At 39.8% G+C, this 25,304-nt stretch carries 25 protein-coding genes; 7 read left to right on the top strand and 18 right to left on the bottom strand.

What is annotated here, in order from left to right; genetic code table 11:
• Positions 1 to 3: 3 nt before the first annotated feature.
• Positions 4 to 1,512 carry a 2-isopropylmalate synthase gene (locus AAFF35_RS02550; RefSeq protein WP_342330761.1) on the top strand — a complete coding sequence of 503 codons (1,509 nt, stop codon included), beginning with the start codon at positions 4 to 6 and terminating at the stop codon, positions 1,510 to 1,512.
• A gap of 1 nt (position 1,513) precedes the next feature.
• On the top strand, positions 1,514 to 2,764 hold the full coding sequence (gene ilvA / locus AAFF35_RS02545) for a threonine ammonia-lyase IlvA (protein WP_342330759.1): 1,251 nt from the start codon (positions 1,514 to 1,516) through the stop codon (positions 2,762 to 2,764).
• Between the two features lie 72 nt (positions 2,765 to 2,836).
• Here the strand turns inward: ilvA and AAFF35_RS02540 are convergent, their stop codons facing one another.
• The gene (locus AAFF35_RS02540) at positions 2,837 to 3,499 is read right to left on the bottom strand and encodes a porin family protein (protein ID WP_342330758.1); all 663 of its coding nucleotides are present in this window, start codon (positions 3,497 to 3,499) and stop codon (positions 2,837 to 2,839) included.
• A gap of 237 nt (positions 3,500 to 3,736) precedes the next feature.
• Positions 3,737 to 4,957, bottom strand: a complete 1,221-nt coding sequence (locus AAFF35_RS02535; protein ID WP_342330757.1) for a hypothetical protein — start codon at positions 4,955 to 4,957, stop codon at positions 3,737 to 3,739.
• Between the two features lie 331 nt (positions 4,958 to 5,288).
• On the opposite strand from AAFF35_RS02535, the gene AAFF35_RS02530 reads away from it, so the two are divergent.
• From AAFF35_RS02530 to AAFF35_RS02515, 4 genes are all read left to right on the top strand, one after another.
• Positions 5,289 to 5,780, top strand: a complete 492-nt coding sequence (locus AAFF35_RS02530) for a YdeI/OmpD-associated family protein (RefSeq protein ID WP_342330756.1) — start codon at positions 5,289 to 5,291, stop codon at positions 5,778 to 5,780.
• A 472-nt stretch (positions 5,781 to 6,252) separates the two neighbouring features.
• Positions 6,253 to 6,537: a hypothetical protein gene (locus tag AAFF35_RS02525; RefSeq protein WP_342330754.1), complete on the top strand. Its 285-nt coding sequence runs from the start codon at positions 6,253 to 6,255 to the stop codon at positions 6,535 to 6,537.
• Complete coding sequence (locus AAFF35_RS02520; RefSeq protein ID WP_342330752.1) at positions 6,534 to 7,790, top strand: hypothetical protein; 1,257 nt, start codon at positions 6,534 to 6,536, stop codon at positions 7,788 to 7,790. The genes AAFF35_RS02525 and AAFF35_RS02520 overlap by 4 nt, the downstream gene beginning before the upstream one ends.
• 347 nt (positions 7,791 to 8,137) lie before the next feature.
• Complete coding sequence (locus AAFF35_RS02515) at positions 8,138 to 8,554, top strand: hypothetical protein (protein ID WP_342330751.1); 417 nt, start codon at positions 8,138 to 8,140, stop codon at positions 8,552 to 8,554.
• A gap of 14 nt (positions 8,555 to 8,568) precedes the next feature.
• Here AAFF35_RS02515 and AAFF35_RS02510 read toward each other — a convergent pair whose 3' ends face one another.
• The 13 genes from AAFF35_RS02510 to hemA form a co-directional block, all read right to left on the bottom strand.
• Entirely contained in the window at positions 8,569 to 9,561 is a 993-nt protein-coding gene (locus tag AAFF35_RS02510; RefSeq protein WP_342330749.1) for an ABC transporter ATP-binding protein, read from the bottom strand.
• 134 nt (positions 9,562 to 9,695) lie between these two features.
• Entirely contained in the window at positions 9,696 to 10,502 is an 807-nt protein-coding gene (locus AAFF35_RS02505; RefSeq protein ID WP_342330748.1) for an outer membrane beta-barrel protein, read from the bottom strand.
• Between the two features lie 29 nt (positions 10,503 to 10,531).
• Positions 10,532 to 11,239, bottom strand: coding sequence for a hypothetical protein (locus tag AAFF35_RS02500; protein WP_342330746.1), 708 nt, complete (start codon positions 11,237 to 11,239; stop codon positions 10,532 to 10,534).
• The gene (locus AAFF35_RS02495; protein WP_342330745.1) at positions 11,229 to 11,795 is read right to left on the bottom strand and encodes an RNA polymerase sigma factor; all 567 of its coding nucleotides are present in this window, start codon (positions 11,793 to 11,795) and stop codon (positions 11,229 to 11,231) included. The genes AAFF35_RS02500 and AAFF35_RS02495 overlap by 11 nt, the downstream gene beginning before the upstream one ends.
• A gap of 85 nt (positions 11,796 to 11,880) precedes the next feature.
• Positions 11,881 to 12,426: a CopD family protein gene (locus AAFF35_RS02490; RefSeq protein WP_342330743.1), complete on the bottom strand. Its 546-nt coding sequence runs from the start codon at positions 12,424 to 12,426 to the stop codon at positions 11,881 to 11,883.
• Positions 12,427 to 12,492: 66 nt separating this feature from the next.
• On the bottom strand, positions 12,493 to 13,515 hold the full coding sequence (gene hemE / locus AAFF35_RS02485) for a uroporphyrinogen decarboxylase (RefSeq protein ID WP_073229867.1): 1,023 nt from the start codon (positions 13,513 to 13,515) through the stop codon (positions 12,493 to 12,495).
• Positions 13,516 to 13,530: 15 nt separating this feature from the next.
• Positions 13,531 to 14,046: a hypothetical protein gene (locus AAFF35_RS02480; RefSeq protein WP_342330741.1), complete on the bottom strand. Its 516-nt coding sequence runs from the start codon at positions 14,044 to 14,046 to the stop codon at positions 13,531 to 13,533.
• Positions 14,046 to 14,750, bottom strand: a complete 705-nt coding sequence (locus tag AAFF35_RS02475) for a response regulator transcription factor (protein WP_015809248.1) — start codon at positions 14,748 to 14,750, stop codon at positions 14,046 to 14,048. The genes AAFF35_RS02480 and AAFF35_RS02475 overlap by 1 nt, the downstream gene beginning before the upstream one ends.
• Before the next feature lie 5 nt (positions 14,751 to 14,755).
• Positions 14,756 to 15,592, bottom strand: coding sequence for a HAMP domain-containing sensor histidine kinase (locus AAFF35_RS02470; protein WP_143010555.1), 837 nt, complete (start codon positions 15,590 to 15,592; stop codon positions 14,756 to 14,758).
• A 68-nt stretch (positions 15,593 to 15,660) separates the two neighbouring features.
• Positions 15,661 to 17,034 (bottom strand): glutamate-1-semialdehyde 2,1-aminomutase, encoded by a 1,374-nt coding sequence (gene hemL / locus AAFF35_RS02465; protein WP_342330736.1) that lies wholly within the window; start codon positions 17,032 to 17,034, stop codon positions 15,661 to 15,663.
• A 12-nt stretch (positions 17,035 to 17,046) separates the two neighbouring features.
• Positions 17,047 to 18,015: a porphobilinogen synthase gene (hemB, locus tag AAFF35_RS02460; RefSeq protein WP_074611870.1), complete on the bottom strand. Its 969-nt coding sequence runs from the start codon at positions 18,013 to 18,015 to the stop codon at positions 17,047 to 17,049.
• A gap of 12 nt (positions 18,016 to 18,027) precedes the next feature.
• Positions 18,028 to 19,608 carry a hydroxymethylbilane synthase gene (gene hemC / locus AAFF35_RS02455; protein WP_342330734.1) on the bottom strand — a complete coding sequence of 527 codons (1,581 nt, stop codon included), beginning with the start codon at positions 19,606 to 19,608 and terminating at the stop codon, positions 18,028 to 18,030.
• Positions 19,609 to 19,632: 24 nt separating this feature from the next.
• On the bottom strand, positions 19,633 to 20,859 hold the full coding sequence (gene hemA, locus AAFF35_RS02450) for a glutamyl-tRNA reductase (protein WP_342330732.1): 1,227 nt from the start codon (positions 20,857 to 20,859) through the stop codon (positions 19,633 to 19,635).
• A gap of 175 nt (positions 20,860 to 21,034) precedes the next feature.
• Between hemA and AAFF35_RS02445 the strand changes: the two genes are divergently transcribed.
• Complete coding sequence (locus AAFF35_RS02445; protein WP_342330731.1) at positions 21,035 to 21,856, top strand: alpha/beta hydrolase; 822 nt, start codon at positions 21,035 to 21,037, stop codon at positions 21,854 to 21,856.
• A 173-nt stretch (positions 21,857 to 22,029) separates the two neighbouring features.
• Here the strand turns inward: AAFF35_RS02445 and AAFF35_RS02440 are convergent, their stop codons facing one another.
• From AAFF35_RS02440 to AAFF35_RS02430, 3 genes are all read right to left on the bottom strand, one after another.
• Positions 22,030 to 22,542 carry a DUF2911 domain-containing protein gene (locus AAFF35_RS02440; RefSeq protein ID WP_342330730.1) on the bottom strand — a complete coding sequence of 171 codons (513 nt, stop codon included), beginning with the start codon at positions 22,540 to 22,542 and terminating at the stop codon, positions 22,030 to 22,032.
• Between the two features lie 116 nt (positions 22,543 to 22,658).
• On the bottom strand, positions 22,659 to 24,626 hold the full coding sequence (gene ispG / locus AAFF35_RS02435; protein ID WP_342330728.1) for a (E)-4-hydroxy-3-methylbut-2-enyl-diphosphate synthase: 1,968 nt from the start codon (positions 24,624 to 24,626) through the stop codon (positions 22,659 to 22,661).
• A gap of 44 nt (positions 24,627 to 24,670) precedes the next feature.
• Positions 24,671 to 25,291 (bottom strand): RDD family protein, encoded by a 621-nt coding sequence (locus tag AAFF35_RS02430; protein ID WP_342330727.1) that lies wholly within the window; start codon positions 25,289 to 25,291, stop codon positions 24,671 to 24,673.
• Positions 25,292 to 25,304 lie beyond the last annotated feature (13 nt).

Here is a 25,304-nt window from a genome sequence, read left to right as displayed (position 1 = left end):
ATTATGTTACACGATCCTAATAGAGTCTATGTGTTTGACACCACCTTACGTGATGGTGAGCAAGTACCGGGTTGCCAGTTGGCAACTCCTGAAAAAATTGAAATTGCAAAAGCACTGGAAGCACTTGGAGTGGATGTAATTGAAGCTGGCTTCCCTATTTCCAGCCCTGGTGATTTTCAAAGTGTAGTAGAACTGTCTAAAGCAGTACGCGAACCGATTATCTGTGCCTTAACCCGCGCCAACAGAAAAGATATCGATTCTGCTGTTGCGGCTTTACAATATGCGAAAAGACCGAGAATCCATACTGGAATTGGTTCTTCAGACATGCACATCAAATATAAATTCAACAGCACCAGAGAAGACATCCTTCAAAGAGCAGTTGAAGCGGTAAAATATGCGAAAAAGTTTGTAGAGGATATTGAGTTTTTTGCAGAAGATGCAGGTCGCGCAGACAATGTATTCTTAGCGCAAATGATCGAAGCAGTAATTGCTGCCGGAGCTACAGTAGTAAACATTCCTGATACGAATGGTTATTGCCTTCCGGATCAGTATGGTTCGAAGATCCTTTATTTAAAAGAAAACGTTAAAAATATAGACCAGGCAATTATCTCTGTACACTGTCACAATGATTTAGGCCTGGCGACGGCTAATAGCCTTGCAGGATTGATCAACGGTGCCCGTCAGGTGGAATGTACCATCAACGGAATTGGAGAGCGTGCAGGGAACACAGCGCTGGAAGAAGTAACCATGGTTTTAAAAACACACCATGCACTGAACTTAAAAACAAACATCAACAGCAAGCATTTCACAGAGATCAGCTCGATGGTGAGCCGCATGATGCACATGCCGGTACAACCGAACAAAGCGATTATCGGTCAGAATGCATTTGCACACAGCTCTGGTATTCATCAGGATGGATTTTTGAAACATAGAGAAAACTATGAGATCATCAATCCGGAAGATGTAGGCTTAAATTCAGCAGACATCATTTTAACTGCACGTAGCGGTCGTCATGCCTTAAAGCATCACTTAGAGCGCTTGGGTTATGAGATTGACAGGTTGAACCTGGATCAGGTCTATGAACGCTTCCTGATCATGGCAGATGAGAAGAAAACGATCGGTGATGATGATATTCTTTATCTAATGAGTGATACGGAAGAAGGCGCAGTAAAAAACGGATACAAACTGAACTTGTTACAAGTGCTTTGTGGTGATCCGTTGAGCCCTACGGCCAGCATCAGACTGGAATATGATGGTGTGGAGAAAGAAGCAATGGCCACCGGAAACGGACCTGTAAATGCGACGATCAAAGCGATTCAGACGATTGTCGGAAAGGACATCACACTGAAGGAATTTACCATCCAGGCCATGCATGGCGGAAGTGATGATGTGAGTAAAGTAAACATGAAGGTTTCCTATGAAGGAAAATCTTATGTAGGCTATGGTTTTAGTACAGATATCGTAAAGGCTTCGGCCAATGCCTATCTGGATGCAATGAATAAATTTATATAAGATGAGTGTAGAAAAAGAAGTTGTACTGGATTTTCTGGCGGCAGCAGAACGATTGAAAGGTACGGTAAAACGTACCCCTTTGGAATATAATGCAGGACTTTCTAAAACATACCAGGCGAATATTTACCTGAAAAGAGAAGATTTGCAATTGGTACGCTCCTATAAACTAAGAGGTGCTTACAACATGATCAGCACACTGGAGCCGGAACAAATGGCACAGGGTGTGGTCTGTGCAAGTGCAGGAAATCATGCGCAGGGTGTAGCACATTCCTGTAAAAAACTGAACATCAAAGGGGTTATTTTTATGCCGGAAATTACCCCGAGGCAAAAGGTGAAACAAACAGAAATGTTTGGTGGTGACCATATAGAAATCATCCTTGTAGGTGATACTTTTGACGATTGCTTAAAAGAAGCATTAGAATATACCGCAGCCAATGGTATGACTTTTATCCCTCCTTTCGATAATACAAAGGTGATTGAAGGTCAGGGAACGGTGGGTGTGGAAATCTTTGAAGACCTTCCTGAACTCGACATCGTGATCATGCCTATCGGTGGTGGCGGACTTGCTTCGGGTGTAGGCAGCTATCTGAGAAACCTGAAACCTGGAATTCAACTGATCGGTGTGGAACCTGAAGGTGCGCCTTCTATGAAACATGCGTTAAATACTGGTGCTCCCGTTCTACTGGGCGACATTGATCGTTTTGTAGATGGTGCGGCAGTAAAACGAGTAGGAAATCTCACTTTTGAGTATTGCAAGGAACTGTTGAATCAAATGTTGCTGATCCCGGAGGGAAAAATCTGTACGACGATCTTGAAGTTATATAATGAGGATGCCATTGTGGTAGAACCCGCAGGTGCACTTGCTGTAGCTTCCTTAGATCAGATCAAAACTCAGATCATAGGTAAAACAGTGGTATGTATCGTAAGTGGCGGTAACAATGACATTGAAAGAATGCAGGAGATCAAAGAGAAATCATTACTCTTTGAAGGATTAAAGCATTATTTCATCGTTCGCTTTCCACAGAGACCAGGAGCATTGAAGCTATTTGTAAATAATGTGTTGGGTCCTCATGACGACATCACCCGTTTTGAGTTTATCAAAAAAACCAATCGGGAAAATGGTCCTGCATTGGTAGGCATCGAATTGGCAAAACCAACAGATTACGATGCGCTATTGCAAAGAATGAAGGAGTTTAAATTTGAGATTATTGAATTGAATAACGATCAGACACTTTTCGAATATCTGGTATAACAACAATAGATAGGATCACCCGGCCCGGCTCAATAGAATTGAACCGGGCTTTTTTGTGATCTATTATTTTGATTAGAAAGAATAACCTAAGCCAACAGAAAGTACTCTGTTTTTAGCTTTCCCTTCACCACCAGCATTTATAATATTGCTTAAACCAAGGCCATATCCTGCGTGGATATTAAAGCCATTAGTTAACTGATAACCTGTTAGCAGATTAATACCGAAGTCACCACGTTTGAATGCTTTGTCATCTCCATATTCAATATCTTCCTTCACTTCAACTGAACTAGAGCCCTCTGTTGCTTTAACTTTAACCTTTCCGGCTATACCAATTGCATAGTAAGGACCAGCTCCAACAAAGAACTTACCACTTCCTGCTTCAAAATTAGCGACAATATTTACCGGGATTTCCAGATAAAATGGGTTTAGGGTTGCTTCTGCTTTACCTGAACCACCCTCGCCGAACTCAGAAAAATCTCCCGAATCTTTCGTGCCTTTTCCAATGTACGAAAGACCAGGCTGCACAGAGAACATTTCACTTACCGGTATATCTACAACACCGCCAACATAGAATGAAGTATTTAATTTGCCCGTTTCGTTAACTCCGGAACCAGAGAACGACATATTTGAGAATGTTGCACCGGCTTTAACCCCAAATTTAATAGGGCTTGTTTGTGCCGAAGCAGTTAGACCCAAACCTGTTAGGACCGTTAATGATAGTAATAATTTTTTCACGCTTTTAAAAGTTTAATCGTTAATATTTTTATTAATTAACGATAAGACGTACAAAAGAAACAATAGTTACAATCTATTTGCATTTAGAAGTAAAATCAGGAAGTAGCCAATTACATTCATTAAAAATAGGCAATATTTATCCTTAATTGTGCTTCAACAAGGTAAAACTATAACAACAATAGATATCATCACGCAGCCCGGCTCAACAGAATTGAACCGGGCTTTTTAAGGTGCTATTTATTGATATTGCACATAAGACCTTCCGTACAAACTAAATAGATCAAAAATTACCTGAGGATGTGATGCAAGCCCGCTACCAGGTAATATATATGCCGAAATGTTTACATTTTCCATAGATACTCCTCTCCAATAGACGTCTACTGATTCTGAGTGTCCTGAATCTACAGCAAAGTTCAATAGCTGGCTCCCAGAAGCTCCAGCAATGGAAAGCGCCGCACTAGGATTTCCAGCAATACCTTTCGTAACACACATGACCCTATCAAAACGCTCAACATTATCAAGACCTTGAAAGAAATTCGGGTTTAATTCAACCAAATTTGTTTTCAGAACACTGGGTACAGGATCATCTCCGCGAGTTCCTCGAGGAGGATTTGCAGAGTCTGTAAAACCATCAAAAGTATTTGCTAGATTATTATATTCAATTCGTAAAAGCGGAGATAAACCATACCGACCAGGTGTAGTTGATCTAGACAAGCTAAGTGCCATTCTAACACCTCTCCAGGTACCAAAAATATTTAAATGTTCTGCTTGCCCCTCCAATGCAGCAAAACTTTCATAACCTAATGCATCTGTATGTAAATTGTAAGCCTTATTCCTAAAAAGGACGCGTCCTCTCTCTTTATTAATGATATTCCATTGTCCCATTACTGGAGTAAAACTATTTCTTGTTGGAGCAGTAAGGCTAAGATTTTCTGTGGAAACCAAATTTGATTTGCTTAACTGTTCAGCTTTTTCAAATGAAGTTCCCTTATAGGTGGTCACTCCACTTTCTTTGAAATGTAAATAATCCTTACCAACTTTAACGAAACCATTTTTATTTGTTAGTATAGCTTCACTAATACCGGAATTGTTTATTCTATAACTGTTCTCCGTAAATAGAAGACTCTCGTTATATTTTAGCTTAAGGCTCGAGAATCCTTTGAAATAATTTTCTTTCGATCCCTTTTCAAGCTCGTTAAGTTCTTCATTAAAGTGCTCATATGCAGTTTGCATAGATGTAAAATTCAGAGACTTTTCCCACTGTTCCCGCTGACTTTTATTCATACTGCTAACAACTTTGAAATAATCGACAAAGGTTGAATAGTCCTTGAATGCTAAGTGATCACCTTCCAGCTCAACATCTCGTTTAATTTCATCTTTGACTGAGGAATCTTGCTTTTTACAAGAGGAGGCCGCTATTGCAAATACAATAAGGAATAGGTAAAAATTGTTTTTCATAGTAATTTTTCTTAAAAAGATGTGATAGAATATTCAATTAAATTTTAGATTATATTATTTAATAATTTTGATCAAAAGTACATTTTACATCCTTAAAAACGATATTTAAGAAATAAAATTCATTAAATTGATTTAAGACCTCTATTATAGGTCAAAAAAACTCCCTAACATTCGCAATCAGGAACCTGCTTATTCAATTGAGAAATAGATGATTACTACGCTGATACTTCAATAAAACTAAATTCATAAAGTATTTGATATCCCGACAGAAAGTTTTTTCTAATTTTATCCTTCATTAGCGCTTTAACTATCAAAAGCATTAAAAAATTACATGGAACAACAGCAACTGATCAATGAGGAGATACTCTTGGAGAAATTTCCAGGTAAGGGAGGCTGGACTTTTGCGCGTCTTCCAGGTATCTCAAAAGATAAACACAGACCTTTCGGAACAAGAAAAGTAAGGGGTTTTATTGACAGCTACGAAGTAAAAGACACTGCGTTGATGCCAATGAAAGAAATGTTGTTTATTACTGTAAGGGCAGAAATACGTAAGCAGATCGGAAAACAGGCAGGTGATTATGTTCGGATTGTATTATACGACGATAGCGAACCGGTTTCCGAAATCATTCCTGAAGATTTTATTGAATGTTTGAAGGATGAGCCAGCAGCCTGGGCTTCGTTTCAGAAATTGAGCAAGGCGAAACAGCAAGAGTGTTTTCAGTGGCTGATGGAATCGCCGGTTGTTCAAACGAGGATTCAGCGCATGGCTGACGCTATTACGAATTTAGCATCCGGATTACCCTTTCATACGACAAAAAGATAATTTTCAAAAACTTAAAAAACGCATCTTTTTTTTATCGTAGGAATATGCCAGTTAAGTAAAAAAGCGGAATATCTTATCAAAAGACCGTCAACGATACGATAAAGATATTGGTGTATCAAGAGAAAGAATTTAAGAATATATTCGATTAAAAAATACTGGTTGAAAAAGACACCCGCCTAATAGTATTTAGACTCCCCAAAAGATTCCATAAAACATTCCGAAATAATAGAAATTACGATTCACACCATTCAAAGACTTATACACTCTATTCTCAAATTTCTTTTTATTTTTCTCTTCTGAGGCATAAAATCAACCTAATAACGAACAATGTGAACCTTATTAATTGTTCAGTAGCCATTGATAACGGTTCAGAAGTCACGAATGGATTAAGCAAAATTAATAAAAAAACAAAAAAAATACATTAAACAACAATTAAATGTATTTTTACAAACACACAATTACAATTAAGCTTATGAATAAAACACTTAAAAACACATTTCTTTTCATTTTTTTATGCAGTTCATTGACCTTTGGTTGCAAAAAAACTGAAAAATTAGTTCCAGTAGAGATAGAAAAAACTACACAAATTTCAATTGACATCCTGAAAGCTTATTTTGCTGATATGGTCAACATTAAACCTAGTGACATCCAATACAATGAAAAAACTGAACAATTTTCAATTGGGGACTACGATCAGATTGATCGAAAAGGATTAACAGAATCTTATTTACGTTCAAAAAATATAAGTAAGAAATGACACACTTAAAATACCATACACTGATTTTGTTTCTACTTCTTGCCTGGACTCAATCAAAAGCTCAAACTGTATTTTATGGTAAGATAGATAAGTTTGAAATTTTGTCAGAATACCTGACTAATGGACAAATAAAACTAAGCAATGATGCTTATACTGACATAAAGTATAAAGTTGGATTTGTTAGAGAATTTAAAACAATGGCCCCTCCAACCTGGATGCCTTTTGATGTAACTGTAAGATTATCTACCACAACCGACAAAGGAGATATCATCTTATTTGAATCTCCTCACAACATTGCTATTGCAAACTTTAAACAGAACAATGTTTTTCTTGATACAGTGTTAACATGCAGAATTGACAATTCTAAAGTAAGCAGAAGTAGATCTATCATCCTATCCTATATAAGAAATAAACAGAGTTTCCCCAATATGAGTTTTGACGGGAGAAGTTACCTAATTGAACAAGTTTCAACCCCTGATCCAAACCCTAAACCAGATCTAGAACCTATAGTCAAGGCTGATTCTGTTCTTTTTTATAGTGTGCAAACTAAAAAAGGGGGATACTCTTTAACATCATCCCCTTCAGATAAGGAAAGATATAACTCAGAATTTTATGCTTACAACCAACGTGTAAAAGATTCAAGAGCTATATATAGTTATAGTGAACTTGGGGATCAGGGATACGCTTATTTCGATACTGATAGAGTGAACAATTTACGTCGAGAGATTTTTCAAAAAGCATTCTATGCCTTCGGTCATCAAGTCAAAGGTACAGTCCCGATCTATAAGCATTATGATATGTCTCCGTCAAGTCGAAGAGTTGTAAAATATTCTCCAAGAAATGAAGTAAAAGGTCTCCAAAATCTAGGAATTGCTTTCTACGCCTATCCCTTACCTGCTCCTATACCTCCAGAACGTCATGGAGGTGCCCAAGCAAAACAATTTTTTGTTGACCCGAGTCAATGGTTGAAGAATCCTGACGGAAAAAGTTATTCTTTCTCAATTCCTAATATTTTCCCTGATGTAGTAGATGCTTATATTCGGTCGATTCAAATTATTGGTCAGACTATAGCCATCGGAGGCGGCCGTTCAAGGACTGAAACGGTCAATATTCCAGCTTCATTTAAAAACAATAATTTCGATTACGAATTTACTCAAGGAAACTTGATTATTAAGTCAAACAATATTGAGAATACAGCTCCATTGGAAAAAATAGAGTTTTTTCTGGTGGTCTTAGATAGGAGCAAAGACTAAATTGAAGATATAAACTTTATAATTAAGGACTTTATTTCTCTTACTTCACATTAAATCCTCCAAAAATTTCCGCCATTAGTAGCAGCAGAAATTCTTTGGAGGATTTTCAAAACAACCAACAGACCGAGTATTTTTTACTCCATTTCAGTTGGATATTCCGTGGTATAGTATACCATAATTCCGATACAAAGCACTCCAGTATTCCGAAAAAATATTACAAAATATCAAACACCTCCACAGAATCATAATATTATTCCGTATATCATTTTAATTACAGTATAAGTAAAAGCAAAATTGTAATTTTATGGCAACAGATTTGCTATACGAACATCAAACACACAAATCATATGAAAAGACTCTTATTATTACTCATCAGCACAGCTACACTTGGTTTAGCTTCGTGCAAAAAAGACACGGTTGTCCAGGAGACATCTAATAGAACAATTATTCTTACGATTCAACCCAGTCAATGGAAACCAACAACGGATAATTCTACCTACAACGCGGAGATTTCTATTCCTGAAATCGATCAGCTTAATGTGGATATTGAAGGGATTTTAGTTTACAGTGATCATCCAGTCAATGTTGATAGCTACATACAGCTGCCTTACACTTTTGAAGGAACAAGCTACAGTTATGAGCAATTTAAAGGTGGACTTTCTTTCGATATTCAAAGAGCCAATTTTGCTACTGAAAATCCCAAGAAACCAACTGTGCCAATCCGTTTTAAAGTCGTTCTGATTCCATCAAGAGATGTAACCTAAGTTATAAAAGCTTACTATAGTTTTAAAAAACGACCAATGTTCGCTTGAACATGGTCGTTTTTTTTATGCTCTCCTCTATTCAACTGTATCGCCCTGATCGTTACTCCATTTCTTTCCAGCAACAGTTCCTCATAAAAACCTTTATAATAAACATCCTTCACCTCAAAACGTCTGCTGTTCCAGGAATTGGTTAACTCTACCCATTCCGGATAAAATACGGCGTTGCCTTCCTTGATTTCAAGACCGAGTTTTTTGGCTTCATCCGTATTCAGTACAACGGCATTTCCCAACATCCGGGCAGTATAAATATGATTTGGATGATTATAAATCTCCGCAGGTTTTCCGCGCTGCATCAGATGTCCATCCTTTAGGATCAACAATTCATCGGCTAAGAATAACCCGTCAGCAGGATCATGAGAAACCATAATCACTGTTACTCCGGTCTCCGCAGCAATTCGTTTAATATCTGCCCTCAATTGATTTTTCAATAAGGCGTCCACCTGGCTAAAAGGCTCATCAAGTAACAGTACAGAAGTATTCGTTACCAATGCTTTTGCGATGGCTACCCTTTGTTGTTCTCCCCCACTCAGTTGCGTAATCTTTTTATCTTTCAGGTGATCAATATGCAGATGAAGCATCATTTCCATGGTTTTTTCATGTTTATAATGCACATCTGTATTGGCCATCATGGAAGCGATATTGTCATATACTTTCGCATAAATGTTCAGGGAGAAATCCTGAGTCACCATTTTCATCTCCTTATGACCAGGAATCAATTGTTCATTTGGGCCGAGGATGCGTTCTCCTTTAAAAGTGACTTCTCCTTCATCAACACTCAGTAATCCATAGATACATTTCAGCAGGGTCGATTTCCCACTTCCACTTTCGCCGATAATGGCAATGATCTCTCCTTTGTTAATATCAAAGCTGATATCCTGTACTCCTGAAGCTTGCTCCTGCTGGTATTGTTTGCTGATGTTTTTAACGCTGATGATTTGTTCCTTCACCCTGTAAAGATAAAGTATTTACAACCGTCATGAAAAGAGCAGGAGCCGGTTTTTCTTGTTTCTATGTAAAAAGCCGCCTCATCAACTAATGACGAGACGGCTTCCGATTATATTTGTGTGCGTGTGTTTCTTTTTTACAATCCTAAGGTGACACCGAAGGACATATTTCTCAGCCCTTTTTGAGCAGTAGTGGTAAACATATCATTGAAATAATATTTAGTAAAGAGCCCAATTGCGCCATAACCTATACGAACGGTTCCACCATAACGGAAAGGCTCAAAATTATAGTCGTCTTTAATCTTCTCTTTTCCTCTCTCTTTGCTGATCTGTTTTACTTTTCCATTTAACAGGAAGGCTACTTCAGGGCCAATTACAAAGTAAAAGCGTTTTCCGTTGGAGTTTTCTTTGGTACGGAATTCAAAATTCAATGGAATATGCACATAACTGCTCGATAACCTGTTTTTGGAGAAGTTGATCTCTTCTTCAGTGTAAGCCATTGTCGGGCTGTTTTTAAGCAAGGTGATGTTCTTTTTCAGGCGGATCATTGTCCAGTCAAAACCTCCAGCCACATAGATCTTAAAATTAGGATTAAAGCGGTAACCAAACTGAAGGACATCAAAGGAGAAAGTACTTGATTTCCCACCCGTATAATCCAGGAATTCGTTGTCTTTCGATAAAGAAAAACTGCCATTATCTACCAGTCTGGTGAATCCCCAGTCTAATCTGGTAAAGGTGATCCCTCCGATAAAACGACCTTCTGCAGCCTTGGCTTTTTTAACGCTGTCACTCTGCACCTTACCAATAGAAATGCTGGTTTCACCACCTACAGAGATGGTTACTCTACGTTTTGTCCGGGTACTATCCTGTTGTGCAAATGCGCTTTGAGCCATAACACCGGCAAGTCCGCTTACCAAAAGTGTTGTCAGTAATAATCTTTTCATATAATTGGTTTGATCTGTGTATCCTTATCTTATTTGTTCTTTCTTGAATTGAATTTCAAAATGCCAATGTTGACTGCTATTAAAGAAGAATTGTCGTCATCATCCGTCTTGAATTGTATAATTTTCTTTTCTCTTTTATCTAATTTATCCACCACAAAGTTGATCACATCTCCCACATTCCTGATGCCTTTTCGTTCCCGGACTTCCGTCTCTGCGATTTGATTGCTCTGTTCAGGTACCACTGGCGGATCTATTTTTGCGATCATGATCTCCTTTTCTAAAGTAACCATTTCTTCTTTCTGCTCAGGAACAACATCTATCACTTTAACCTGTTGACGCTTAACCTCCAGATTTGGTTGCACCGCCACCTGACTATTTTTACGAACCAGGTTCTCCAGTTTTACTTTCGGTGCCAATATCAATGGTGTACTTTCAGGCTCAACAACCGGTTCTTCAGCCACGGTATTCAGCCTAGATGGCACTACTGGAACCTTTTCTATCTGAGCAGTCGTTTCAGCAGCATTTCCCTGTAATTTTAAAGACTCCGTTTTCTGAGAAAGCAAACCAATGGTTGTCGCAATGACCACTACTGCCGCTGCTGCCCAGTAAACAGGAAATTTCCTTTTTTTCTTCGGTGTCAGTTCGCTTTCAATATTGCTCCATAAGTTGGAAGAAGGCTGAATCTCGGCCTCCTCAAACCTGTCTTTAAACAACTGATCAAAATCTTTATCCTGCATAGCTTGCATAATCTATACCCTCCATTTTTATAATCTCTTCTTTTAAGATCGCCCTTGCTCTCGACAATTGCGATTTACTTGCTCCTTCAGAGATGCCCAGTGTCGCGGCAATTTCCTTATGAGAATATCCTTCGATGGCGTACATATTGAATACCATTCTATATCCATCTGAAAGTTTTTGTATCACTTTCAATAAATCCTGCATCCCCAACCTGCTAAAGTCAAATCCGGTAGAAGGCTGTTCATAAGCATCTTCAATCGGAACCACATTTAAGGTCCTCAGGTTCTTACGGTAACTTTCAATCGCGGTGTTGACCATTACTCTTCTCATCCAGCCTTCAAAAGAACCATCTCCTCTATATTCTGCCACCTTTTGAAAGATCTTAATATAACCCAGCTGTAATACGTCTTCCGCTTCCATTCTGTCTTTAGCATAGCGCATACAAACCGCCAGCATTTTCGACGCGGTTTGCTGATAAAGCGCTTCCTGCATCTTTCGCTTACCGGCTTTACAGCCTTCCATGAGTTCCTCTATCTTATACTGCGTCAAAATCATTGTCTGTTTGGTATATAGAAGATGTGCATCACAACAGAAAGGTTGCATGCAAAAGAAAATAAAATGAAAAAAGATAAGAGAGGGCTTAGCAGTCGTGCTTTTTCCTGTAGTGTTTGTACCATTTTACAGCAAGCATAATGACCACAGCAAATATAATCAGACCTACAAGTCCATAAACCCAATTTACGGCACTTTTTAGGACCACTGTAAAGACAATAGCCACCAGGAGGATAGTGGCAACTTCATTCCATAAACGTAGCTTAAAAGAGCTCGTTTTGCATTTACCCAGCTTCAGCTGATACATGATGTTCTGACAAAGGAAATGATAGATGAGTAGTAATGCAACAAAGCCCAGTTTTACATGAAACCAGGAGGTTTGCAACAAAACAGGATTCAGATAAACCATGCTTACACCTGCAATAACCGTAAGCGTCATCGCCGGAGTGGTAATGATGTGCCAAAGTTTGGCTTCTATGCGTTCATATTCCCTTTGCAGGATATTCCGCTCTATTTCTGGTTTATCCTCTGCCTCTACATGATAGATAAACAAGCGAACACTATAAAACAATCCCGCCATCCAGCTTACCATAAAGATGATATGAACAGAGAGTATGTAACGATAGTATTCCATTGATTATTCTATTTATTTTAGCAATAAAAGAGGCTATTTAGCATTAAACAGCCTCTTTATTATATTTTAGTATCTGAATTCTTTAACCACTTCAATCGCGTATTTTACGTTATCAAATGGGATATCCGGCATGATGCCATGACCAAGGTTAAAGATAAATCCATTCTCTCCACGCATACGCTCAAACAATTGAAGGATATGTTTTTTGATCACTGGCTTATCCGCATATAAAATATGTGGATCCAGGTTACCCTGAACCGCAATACCTGCAGGAAGTGCTTGTTTAATGTTTAAAAGATCCGCATTCCAGTCTACCGAGATCACATCCGGGTTGGCCTGAGCCATGATCGGTGCGAATACTGAACTTCCTTTACAGAAGGAAATGACAGGAACGTCTTTTCTGTTTAGGTTGGCAATGATTTCCTGGATATAACGGTGAGAAAACTCCTGATAATCGTTCCATGATAAAGCCAGTGCCCAGCTGTCAAAAATCTGGATGGCATTTACGCCTGCAGCAATCTGAAGGTTCAGGTAATCTGCAGTAACTTTCGCAATTTTCGCCAATAAGCGATGCGCCAGTTCCGGATGATTGTGCATCAACAGTTTCGTCAGCTTGAAATCTTTCGAAGAACCACCTTCAACCAGGTAGCTCATTACGGTGAATGGCGCACCGGCAAAACCGATCAAAGGAATGCTGCCATTTAAACGTTGCTGAATCACTTTAATCGCATCAGCTACATATTCTAACTTGTCCAGTACATCTACATTCAGGTTATCAATATCCTGAGCATTGCGTACAGGATTGGCGAATTTAGGACCAACACCCTGAGTAAAACTCAAATCTCCGCCCATTGCCTCACCTGTGACTAATATATCACAGAAAAGAATAGCAGCATCAATACCCAACAAATCAACAGGTAACATCGTTACATCAGCAGCAATTTCAGGCGTTTTGCACATCTCCAGGAAAGAGTATTTGTTTTTGATTTCCCAGTACTCAGGCATAAAACGACCTGCCTGACGCATCATCCATACCGGTGGACGTTCTGTTTGCTTTGAAAGTGCGGCATCTAAAAATAACGTATTCATGTGTAATTTGTTTGTTTATAAGCGGTTTGCTTCTTGCTCTATTTTATTAATTATCTCTTGCGCCTTTGGGGTTACTGCCAGCTCTTTTGCCTTTTCGATATATGCTTTTGTCCTCACTGCATCTTTTTTTCTGAGTGCCAGATTGGCCAGATGGATCAATACAAAAGCCTTATCATTTTTCCCTCCAAGAGGAAAGCGGCTGGCAATTTGAAAATGATGTTCAGCCACATCATATTCTTCTCTTTTCAATGCGATATTGCCACGCATAAATTCATAATACCCTCTCCTGTTCCGGGCTAACCGGTCGGGATTAGGTACTTCTGCCAATATCTTTTCTGTTTTTTCGTAATCTCCATTCTTAAAATGTTTGGAGGCCAGTAAAATGGAGCTGTGTTTGAAATGACTCCAGATCACAAAGGCAAAGAAAAAACCGGCCAAAACAGCCAGTTGAATTTGATCGTAAAAAAGGCATACTCCTGCCGCAATCACGAAGAGTGCCATCAGGGCATACCTGCCTTTTGCGTTATACATTAATGAATATCCGTGAATTTATAACCTACACCTCTGATGGAATGGAAATACACCGGGTTTTTCTGATCTGGTTCGAAATACTTACGGAAAGTCAGGATAAAGTTATCAATCGTACGGGTAGATGGATAAACATCATAGTTCCATACCGTTTCCAGTATCTGCTCACGTGATACTGCTTCGTTCTTACGTTCGATTAGCAATTTCAACAACATTGTCTCTTTCTTCGTTAGGGGAACAATTACTCCATCGTCCTGTTTCAATTCAAAAGAGTTGAAATAGATCGTTTTATCTCCGATTTTATAAGAATTGATTTCTTTAAGGTCATCCGCTTTCATGCTGCGTTTTACCAGAATCCCAACCCTTAAGATCAGTTCTTCCAGGTTAAACGGTTTTACCAGATAATCGTCAGCTCCTTTTTTCAATCCCATTACACGGTCTTCACTTGTGTTTTTGGCCGTTAAGAAAAGAATAGGAACTTCTGTGTTTTCCAGTCTGATGGTTTCACACACCTGGAATCCATCCATTTCAGGAAGCATAACATCCAGAATGATCAGGTTAAAACGTTCTTCCTTAAAAACTTTTAAAGCAGTTTTACCGTCTTTTACTGCATGAACTTTGTATCCTTCAAGTTCAAGGTTTAATTTTATGGCATCTAATAAGTGGTCTTCATCTTCAACCAGTAGTATTCTTAATTTCTGTTGCATAATTATCAACTAAATGTGATTTCAAAAATAGCACCTTGCGGTACGTTATCTCTAACGCTAATATCAGCGTCGTGCATTTGTAATACTTCCTTAACAATAAACAGGCCCAATCCTGTGCCTTTTGATTTTCTTACATTCTCATTACCGACGCGATAAAATTTATCAAAAACCAACATTTTTTCTGCATCAGGAATACCCGGACCTCTATCTGAAACCTTTAAAAACGCATGACCATCTTTTTCCGCCAATTCGACATCTACATGTGCACATGGACCTGAATATTTGACAGCATTTTCGACAAGGTTAGTCACCACTGAAGATAAAGAGAATTGATCTCCAACCACTTTTACTCCAGGCTTTACCGATAAGGTAATTACCTGCTCACATCCACAGGAGTGGATTTGTAACCGGTCTGTAATTTTAGTCACCATTTCCGAAAAGTCAAACTCTTCCTTAGGGAAAGAATAAGAACCGTTCTCAATTTTCGTAGCCAGCAACATGTTTTCTACCAAATCATCCAGGCGTTCAATGTCCTTTAAGGAATTGTTCAGCAGGGAGGTTTGTCTGGCTTTGTCCAGGTCGCGCTTAATAATCGTTTGTATAGATAATTTTATAGCGGCCAATGGCGATTTAAGCTCATGCGTTACAGAAAGTAAAAAATTCTGCTGCTGTTCTCTTAAACGGTCTTCTTTTTTGATCGACTGATGCAAAAAGTAGGCACCCACACATAGCAGGAATAAGAATACGGACCCCTCTCCCATCACCATCGCCATCCTTGCGGGCTCCAGCTTTACGACAAGCGTTCCCCAGGAGATCAACTGCACCAAAGAGTACAGTAACATGAAATAAAATATAACGATTGATTTCTTCAAGGTGCCCCGCTTTATATACTATAAATATACTTTTTAATTTACTTATTTCTGAAAACCACGTCAAGGCTTTCCAGGATTGCTCTTTTCGCTTTCTCCAGTTCTATCTTGGTATGCGCTGCAGAAACAAAACCTACTTCATATCCTGAAGGACCGATATAGATTCCTCTGTTCAGCAATTCTCTGTGTAATACTTTAAATTTCTCCATACTGGTCGGATCAATATCATCCGCCGACTGGATCTTGTCTTTATCCGTAAATGCCAACCAGAAGATAGACCCTACATGGAATACTTTCAATTTGTAATTCCTTGCCGTTGCAAAGCGCTGAATACTTTCTGCAAACTCTGAAGCTTTATTGTTCAATTCTTTATAGAATCCTGAACGCAATAATTCTGTTAATTGTGCAATCCCTGCTGCCATTGCTACCGGATTGCCCGATAAGGTACCTGCCTGGTACACCCCTCCATCAGGAGAAATATGCCCCATGATTTCAGCCGAAGCACCATACATTCCTACCGGCAATCCACCACCGATGATTTTACCATAAGTAACGATATCAGGTTTCACGCCATAATGCGCCGCAGCCCCTTCAAAGCCCAATCTGAATCCGGTGATCACCTCATCAAAAATCAATAAAGCTTTATTTTCTTTACAGATGTTTTCTAAGTATTTGATGTATTCTACATCCTGCATCAACAATCCGTTGTTTGCCGGAATACCTTCAATGATCACTGCCGCTACTTCATCTTTAAACTGCTCGAAAGCAGCTTTAATGGCATCTTTATCATTCAAAGGAATCACAATCGTTTCCTGAGCGAAGGATTTAGGAACACCTGCCGAAGAAGTTTCTCCGAAAGTAACCAAACCTGAACCTGCTTTTACCAATAGAGAATCGGTATGTCCATGGTAACAACCTTCAAACTTGATGATTTTATCTTTACCTGTATATCCACGTGCCAGTCTGATCGCAGACATTACGGCCTCCGTACCTGAACTCGTGAAACGGATTTTTTCTACAAACTTGTTGTTTTTGATGATCAGCTCTGCCAGCTCATTTTCTAAAGCTGTAGGAGCGCCAAAGCTCATCCCGTTCTGCATGACTTCTGTCACCTTATCCCTAACCTTTGGATGGTTATGGCCCAGGATTAACGGACCCCAGCTTCCGCAAAAATCTATAAATTGATTTCCATCGGCATCCCATACAAAACAGCCATCTCCCTTTTGAATAAACAAAGGAGTGCCATATACTGATTTAAAAGCCCTTACCGGAGAATTTACTCCTCCCGGAAAATAGTTTTTAGCTTTTTCATACAGTTCTGCCGACTTTTCCCTTGAAATATCAGGTTTACTGCCCGTACTTACTGGCATGTCGCCTTCATTTCCTGAAAACATTTTTTTTAAAGATTCTAACATATTTTTATTTCCTTACAACCAATTCTTTTCAACCATATCCCTGATGTGATAAGTCGTAATGATACTCGCTCCTGCACGCGCAAAGGCATGCATCGTCTCCATTACTACTTTCTGCTCATCAATCCATCCTCTTTGTGCAGCTGCTTTAACCATAGAATATTCACCGGAAACATTGTAACAGGCTATCGGCAAATCTGTATGTTGTTTCAGGTTGTGCATCACATCGAGGTAAGCCAAAGCTGGCTTCACCATCAATACATCTGCGCCTTCACTTTCATCCAGCAAAGCTTCTCTCAAAGCTTCATTTCCATTTCTGAAATCCATCTGGTAAGCTTTCCTGTCGCCCTTACTAGGAGCACAGTCTGCCGCCTCACGGAAAGGACCATAATAAGCAGAAGCAAATTTTGTAGCATGCGACATGATCGCTGTGTTTACAAAACCCTGTCCATCCAGTAACTGTCTCATTGCGGCAATTCTTCCATCCATCATATCCGATGGTGCAAGCATATCAGCACCTGCCTGCGCATGTGTCAATCCCATTTTAGCAATCACCTCTACGGTAGGATCATTCTGAACGTAATCGTCTTTTAAAATTCCGCAATGTCCATGAGTCGTGTAAGAACAAACGCAAACATCGGTTACAATGTATAAATCATCCCCAAAATTTTTCTTTAACAGACGAACTGCTGAAGGAACCAGGGAATGGTCATGATAAGCAGAAGCCGCATCTTCGGACTTCTCATCACCAACACCAAAAAGCATGATCTTGTTTACACCAAGTTTCAAACCTTTCTCCACATCGCTCAATAGAGTATCCTCAGAAAAATGGCTGATCCCCGGCATCGCTTCTAAAGGATGAATTACATTCTTACCCGGTACGATGAAGTACGGATAAATAAACATGTCTTTAGATAACCTCGTTTCAGCTACCATTTCCCTCACTACAGGATTTTTTCTCAATCTACGCGGACGGTGCACCATATCAATTATTTATTATTTTATATCTATTCCGTAAACAGCTTCCGCCAATCCGATCTCATCAGGAGAATAAGGCTGAATGTATTTTACACCCATCTCATCAAATTTCTTCCCTGTAGAGTTTCCGATCGCAATCACCTGTTGTCCGGGTTCTAATAAGTTTTCTACAAAATAAGCCTCAACATTAGAAGGGCTGGTAAAGATCAGCACTTCCGCATAAGTCTGGTCCACATCCTCTTCGATCACAGTCTCATAAATAGGCAGGTCAACTACCTTGGTATCCGCCTTTAATGCTTTCTGGATGCTTAATAAAGAGTCCTGCGCCCTTGGGAACAACACTGTTTTTCCAGCTACCAGCTCTGCAAAAAGATCAGCTACCTCATCAATATCACCACCTTCGCCAACGTAATCAGCAAGGTGTCCTGCTTTTCTCAAAGAATCTTCAGAACCTCTTCCCGCTACACCAAACTTTACATGTTTAGGCAACAAAGGCTTCAGGTTGAAGAAATACTCCACACTGTTGCGGCTGCTGAAGAAGATCCAGTCTATATGTTTCAGGTAGAAAGGGTCCAATACATTCACGATCGGGAATGTACGGATCAGCGATCTGCCTTCAATTTCTATCTTATGTTTTTCTAATGCTTTTCTAAAATAGCTGTGTTCACCAACTTCTCTGGAGATAAATACCTTGGAAGGTAATTTTCTATCCGGACTAAATTTAGCTACAATCTGCTCTGCAATACCTTCTAAGCTATCTACACGGCAAAAGTAACGGTCAGGAAAGTGCTCATCGGTTTCTGCTTTGGAAGTCCAGATTTCGTATTGTCCATCTTCTTTCTTGCAATAACAGCCTAGTGGCATGTGACAACCACCTTCAAACAGGTTTAACACCTTACGTTCAACGCCAATGGCTTCAATCGTTTCCTGATGGTTTAACTGCTGCAACAAGTTGAACAATTCCTGATCATTTTCTCTGATCTGAATGGCCAATGCACCTTGTGCAGGAGCAGGAACGAGCTCTGTGGTATCGACCACCTCTACATGAAACTCTGAAAGATCAATGTTCAGACGATTTACACCAGCTTTAGCCAATAAAATCGCATCATAATTTTCATCTCTTAGTTTCTGAATTCTCGTAGGTACATTACCTCTTAAATCTTCAATGTTCAGGTCTGAGCGCAACGAAAGCATTTGCGCTTTACGTCTGTTGGAGGAAGTTCCCACCATCGCTCCCGTTTTCAGGGAAAGCTTTTGTTTGATGTCTACACAGTCTTTCAGGATCAATAACAACTCGGAAGGATCTTCGCGTTCTGTTACTGCTCCAATAATTAACCCTGCAGGATGTACCGTAGGTAAATCTTTATGAGAATGTACGGCTATATCGATCGTCCCACCTAAAAGTTCTTCTTCAAGCTCTTTGGTAAAAAATCCTTTGCCTTCCAGTTTGTCCAAACGAAGGTTTAAAATCTTATCTCCCTGAGTCTTGATGATCTTCAATTCGGCTTCAGCACCAATCTCTGCAAGTTTATCCTTAATGAAGTTGGCTTGCCATAAAGCCAGGTCGCTGCCTCTTGTACCGATAATAAGTCTTTTCACGTTAATGCTAATTTTTCCGCAAATTTAGCTATTCTTTACCAATATCTCCTTTGCCATAACCATTGGAACACTGATGCATTTTTTTTCCATGTAATTCATCACTTTTTCCAATACCAATCTTGAGTTTTCATCAAGACCGTTGATCTCGTCGGCAAAGACGCCATTGATAGCAGTATGCTTAATTTCCTTGATTTTCTGAGGAACAGAACTCATTGCAATCTCTATTTTGCGCTGACGTAATACCAATTCAAAGTCTTTGATATTTTCTTCTATAATGTGCTCGGCGTTTACCAGCTCATCATAACGTTCCTGAATATTTTTGCGGGCAATCTCTTTAAGAGATTCAACTTCGATAAAATGAATGGGGAATTCTGCTACCACTTCAGCAGCAGTATCATTAGGAATCGCTAAATCGACAATGGTCTTTTTACCGGTTTCTCCATTCAGAAGTTTTGTATAGATTTCTTTAGTAATGATGGGTTCAGTAGCACCTGTACAGGTAATAATGACATCAAATCCCTGGTTGTAATTTTCCAGTTCGGTAAGCGGATAAGCAGTACCGTTTAATTCTTTGGCCAACACCTCTGCATTTTCTAATGTCCTGTTGAAAATGGAGAAGTTGGAGTATTTATGTTTTTTAAGATACTGAGCTATGTTTTTGTTGGTTTCACCAGCGCCGATAATCAGGAGCCTGGAAGTAGCGGACATTTTAAGGTCGCGCAGCTTGCGATAAGCTAAAGAAACGATAGAAACCGGATTCTTTGAAATGTTGGTATGGGTATATACTTCTTTTGCTGTTTTTACGACTCTGCCCATGATCATCCGCATATAGTCTCCGGTGAACCCGGCAACACGGCAGGTTTCGTAAGCTTTTCTGACTTGTGCAAGAATTTCCTTCTCCCCTACTACCAGACTCTCTAATGAGCAGGAAGTCCTTAACAGGTGGTTGAAGGCAGCACCCTGTTCATACACAGAAACATTCTCTACGAACTTATCCATGTATTCTTCGGGTAATCCCATGTTCAATACGGTAAGGAAACGGGTGATGAATTGCTTGTCCAGCGTGTGAGCGCAAGTGAATACAAACTCGACCCTGTTACAGGTTCCCATGTAGAATATTTCTTTAACACCTAACTCCGATTGAATGTTCCTCAATCTGTCGTCTAGTGTCTGCTCACATATCACCAATTTACCCAATGCTTTTAGGTCAATATGTTTATGCGTAAAAGCAATGATCTTTAAATATTCCAAAATGTAGTATCCCTGTTTATTTTTAGCGTAACAAAAGTAACAACCCAACGTTATTTCACTGTCATTATGGAGTAATTAAGAGCTATTTAGAACGATTTCAAATAATAAAATGATTGTCTAAACATCTTTTCTTTAAGTTTGTTATATAAGGTGGATACATTATTATTTTTCATATATGATTATAAACGAGCAGTTTACATTAAGCGGATCATCAGGGAAACCCATTATTGGCGACTGTACTTACGACGATAAATCCTTAAATCCGGCAATTATTATTTTTGTTCACGGCTTCAAAGGTTTCAAAGATTGGGGTGCACATCATCTTGTTGCCCGCTATTTTGCGCAAAAAGGATACAGATATCTTAAATTTAACCTGTCACACAGCGGGGTTACGCCGGAAAATTTAAAAGATGTAACGGATTTAGACGCTTTTTCATCGAATACGGTAAGCAAAGAACTGGCAGATTTAAATGAGGTGATTGACTATGTGAGTTTGCATTATCCGGGTGTGCCTGTTTATTTGATTGGTCATAGTCGCGGAGGTGGTTTGGCGATTGTTCAGGCAGCAAATGATTCCAGGATCACTAAGCTGGTTACCTGGGCAGCGATTGCAGATTTCTCCAGTTTATGGAAGCCGGAACAGGAAGAAGAATGGCTGAAGACAGGTCGGATATTTGTAGAGAATGCACGGACGAAGGAGAAAATGCCATTGAACAGTACGCTTTTGGAGGATTTCAATGCCCATAGAGGGGAGTTTGATATTATACAGGCTGCAGGAAAAGTCCTTATCCCATGGTTGATTATACATGGTGATGAGGATGTGAATGTAAAGTTTAGTGTGGCACAGGAGTTGGCTCAAAAACAATTGAAAGCAGAGATACATAAGATCGAGGGTGCAAACCATGTTTTTGGCACATCACATCCGTATATTTTGCCTCAGCTGCCGGTGCATTTGAAACAGGTATGTGAGAAGACGCTGGCATTTTTGAGCAGTTAGCAGCAGGCTTTTTAAGGGAGAATTTATGACATGAAAAAAGAGATAAATTATTCGAAGGCTGGAACCTTTGCCCTGAAGGGGGCAAAATTCCTAGGCCTTTTCATAACATATCTCTTTTTTCTTTTAATCTTGCTCAATTGGGAGCATACTTAATTGGGAGCAAAACTTAAACCCTATTTTACGGTAAAGGCAACTACAGTAGTCCCCCACAGCAAGCTTACTTTACCTGATTTCTCAATTTTGAAAGTCATTTGTTCTGTTGGCGTAGCTGCTTTTCCTGGTTTTACCACGACACGTAAGGCATCATCGGCTTCGGAATAGTTAGTAGATCCCCATTGCTTCCAGGTTTTGTTGAAGATGATGGTCCATTCTTTTTCACCAGGAATGGTATATAAACCATACTTACCTGCGGCAAGGTCTTTTCCCTGAACTTTTACCGCTTTACTCACTTCAAATACGGTGGCTTCATTGGCTCCTGTACGCCATACTTTTCCAAATGGAGCAATTTCAGCACCTATTGTTCTTCCTTTTACGGAAGGCTGGCTATAGTCAATGCTAACTGTGGTGCCGGAGCTGATGGTTTCTTTTACGCTGGCTGGTGGGCTTGCTTTCTTTTTCTCTTGTGCAGAGGCCGTTACAAGCGTAAATAAGCTCACAAATAAGGTTAATGCAAATATCTTTTTCATAATCAATAAGGTTTTTTTTAGAACTCTAAGATGCTGAAAAAAAATAGAAAAAGACGGCTTGAGATCACAATAACTAGCTTATAGCCACAGAATTGTGACAATACGTTTTGGATCGGTTACTTTACTTCCACCCAGTTACCGTCTTCTCTGATCAGGTCGATCAGATCGTCTAGTGCACGAGTTGCATTTACATTTTTCTTGACCACTTCCTTACCACGGTATAAAGTGATTTTTCCAGGGCCGGTACCTACATAACCGTAATCGGCATCAGCCATTTCACCAGGGCCATTCACAATGCAGCCCATGATTCCAATCTTAATTCCTTTTAGATGATCGGTCCTTGAACGGATCAGCTGAGTCGTTTCCTGAAGGTCAAATAAAGTACGCCCGCAACTTGGACAAGAGATATATTCGGTTTTGGAAATACGGGTACGGGTAGCCTGCAGGATTCCAAAACTGGTCGCATTTACTAAAGGAAGACCAATTGTTTCGGCAGCATTGATCCATACACCATCCCCTAGTCCGTCGGTAAAAAGAGCACCGAGGTCCGTTGCAGCGGACAACATTAAGTCGTCTGCATGGAGTTCGGGATAGGATCTTTTAATGATGACAGGTATCTGAAGGTTATCCTTTAAGAGCTTTATAAAGAGTTCTCTTTGAGCAGCCATTCCATGTATCGCATCAGTTTCCAATACCAGCACCACATTTTCTTTGAGAATTCCGAGGTTGGCATTTAATGCTTCGACAGCATCTATGCTGACCAGGTTTAAATGTTCATCCTTTAATTCCGTTTTTTCATAATCTGAGAAAGGCAGTAAAGGGTGACAGTTATTTTTATCTGCCAGCCCCAGCCAGGTCTGATAGTTGTAGACCTGCTTCAGGTTTCCCGGAAAGGAGAATGAAGGAAGTCCGTCAGCCAGATAAACCAGATCACAGGCCTGATCGGCCATATTATATTTATCCAGTCCGGCGCTGTATTTATAACCTACAACCCCCAGGAAGTAAGGATCTTTTAAGTTTTCTTTTGATACATCCAGCATCACTACAGGATGGTGATGTCCACCGATATGCTGTACAGGTTTCGTTTGCCTGCGGTTGTATTCATAAGGTTGGTATGGAAGGTCTTGTATCTTGATTTTTTCTCTTTCCGTAGAAAGACCGGTTATCCTTGCCCTGTTCTCGTATCTTAAGGCAAGGGCTTTTGCTACCGGTGCTTCAAACTCAGGATCTTCTGTAAGGGATACGCGGATGGTATCTCCAAGGCCATCTTCGAGTAAAGCGCCTATGCCGACAGCAGATTTAATCCTGCCATCTTCTCCATCACCAGCTTCAGTTACGCCAAGGTGTAAAGGATAGTTCATTCCCTCTTTTACCATCGTAGCAACCAGCAAACGGTAAGCCTGAACCATGACCTGTGTATTGCTGGCCTTCATCGAGATCACCAGGTTATAGTAGTTTTGATCCTCGCACATGCGGATAAACTCCATTGCCGATTCAACCATTCCTCTGGGCGTATCACCGTAATGGCTCATGATGCGATCTGATAAGGAACCGTGGTTCGTACCAATTCTCATGGCCGTACCGTATTCTTTACAGATTTTCACTAAAGGGGTGAATTTTTTATAAATACGTTCCAGCTCTGCCTGATAGGCCTGTTGGGTGTATTCTATATTTTCAAAACGTTTTTTATCAGCATAATTGCCTGGATTTACCCGTACTTTTTCTACGATTCTTGCCGCAGACTCTGCCGCATTTGGCGTAAAATGGATATCTGCAACCAGAGGGACTTTGTATCCGCGGAAAAGTAATTCTTTTTTGATATTGGCCAGATTTTCAGCCTCCTTAATGCTTGGAGCCGTGATCCGTACATACTCACAACCAGAATTCACCATGCGGATGGTTTGTTCAACGGTACCGATGGTATCCATCGTATCTGTTGTAGTCATAGACTGAATCCGGATCGGATTCAAGCCCCCCATAGGAATATCACCTATGTTTACCTCGCGGGTAAGGAACCTGGAATATTGTGTTAAACTATTACAATATCCACCATTTAACTCTTTTTGAACAAATACGTCTTCCATCAATTTACGATACAAATTTGAAACAAAGATAAAGATTATGTTTATTATATCAGTCTTTCCTTGGTCACCAGTGTGTCTGCAATGAGGTCATGAAAACATTGTTGCTTCCGGTTTAGGAAACTATACAAGTAGCCAAAGAACACCGGAAGGACAGATAAGATCTTTGCTGCATTCCTGCCATAGGAATTGCTCAGGCTAATGGGATTTCCCTCCATATTCGTCACTTTTATGCCCAGCAATGCTTTTCCTATGGTAGCTTGCTTTACAGAGGCTTCTGCGATACTGCTGTAGAAGAATTTGACAATTGGAATGATGGGGAGTCCGATCACAACCGCAGCGATCCTTTCATTTTTTTCTCCCAAAAAGAGAAAGCTCAGCAAGACCAGCAGGGCATAGCCAATGGCAATAAAGAAGTAATCTATGACTGAAGCCAATAAACGCTGATCGAAAGAAGCAAAATACTGAGGAGCGGTTTTGCTGTATTTAAAACCAAGAAGCTCACGCAGTTCGGGGAACTCGTGAGCTTCTTTATAATCATCCATTCCAGGCTTTCTGATAAAGGTTCCCGGAAGGATTTCTAAATTTTGTAGTGATGCCAATGGATAAGGTCCTGTAGGCTTTCCGTTAATGACAACTGTGTATTCTCCTTTAACAGGACTTTCCATTATTAAGTGTTTA

This window comes from Pedobacter sp. FW305-3-2-15-E-R2A2, from assembly GCF_038446955.1.
Lineage (GTDB): Bacteria > Bacteroidota > Bacteroidia > Sphingobacteriales > Sphingobacteriaceae > Pedobacter.
This window is presented reverse-complemented; position numbering and strand designations above follow the sequence as displayed.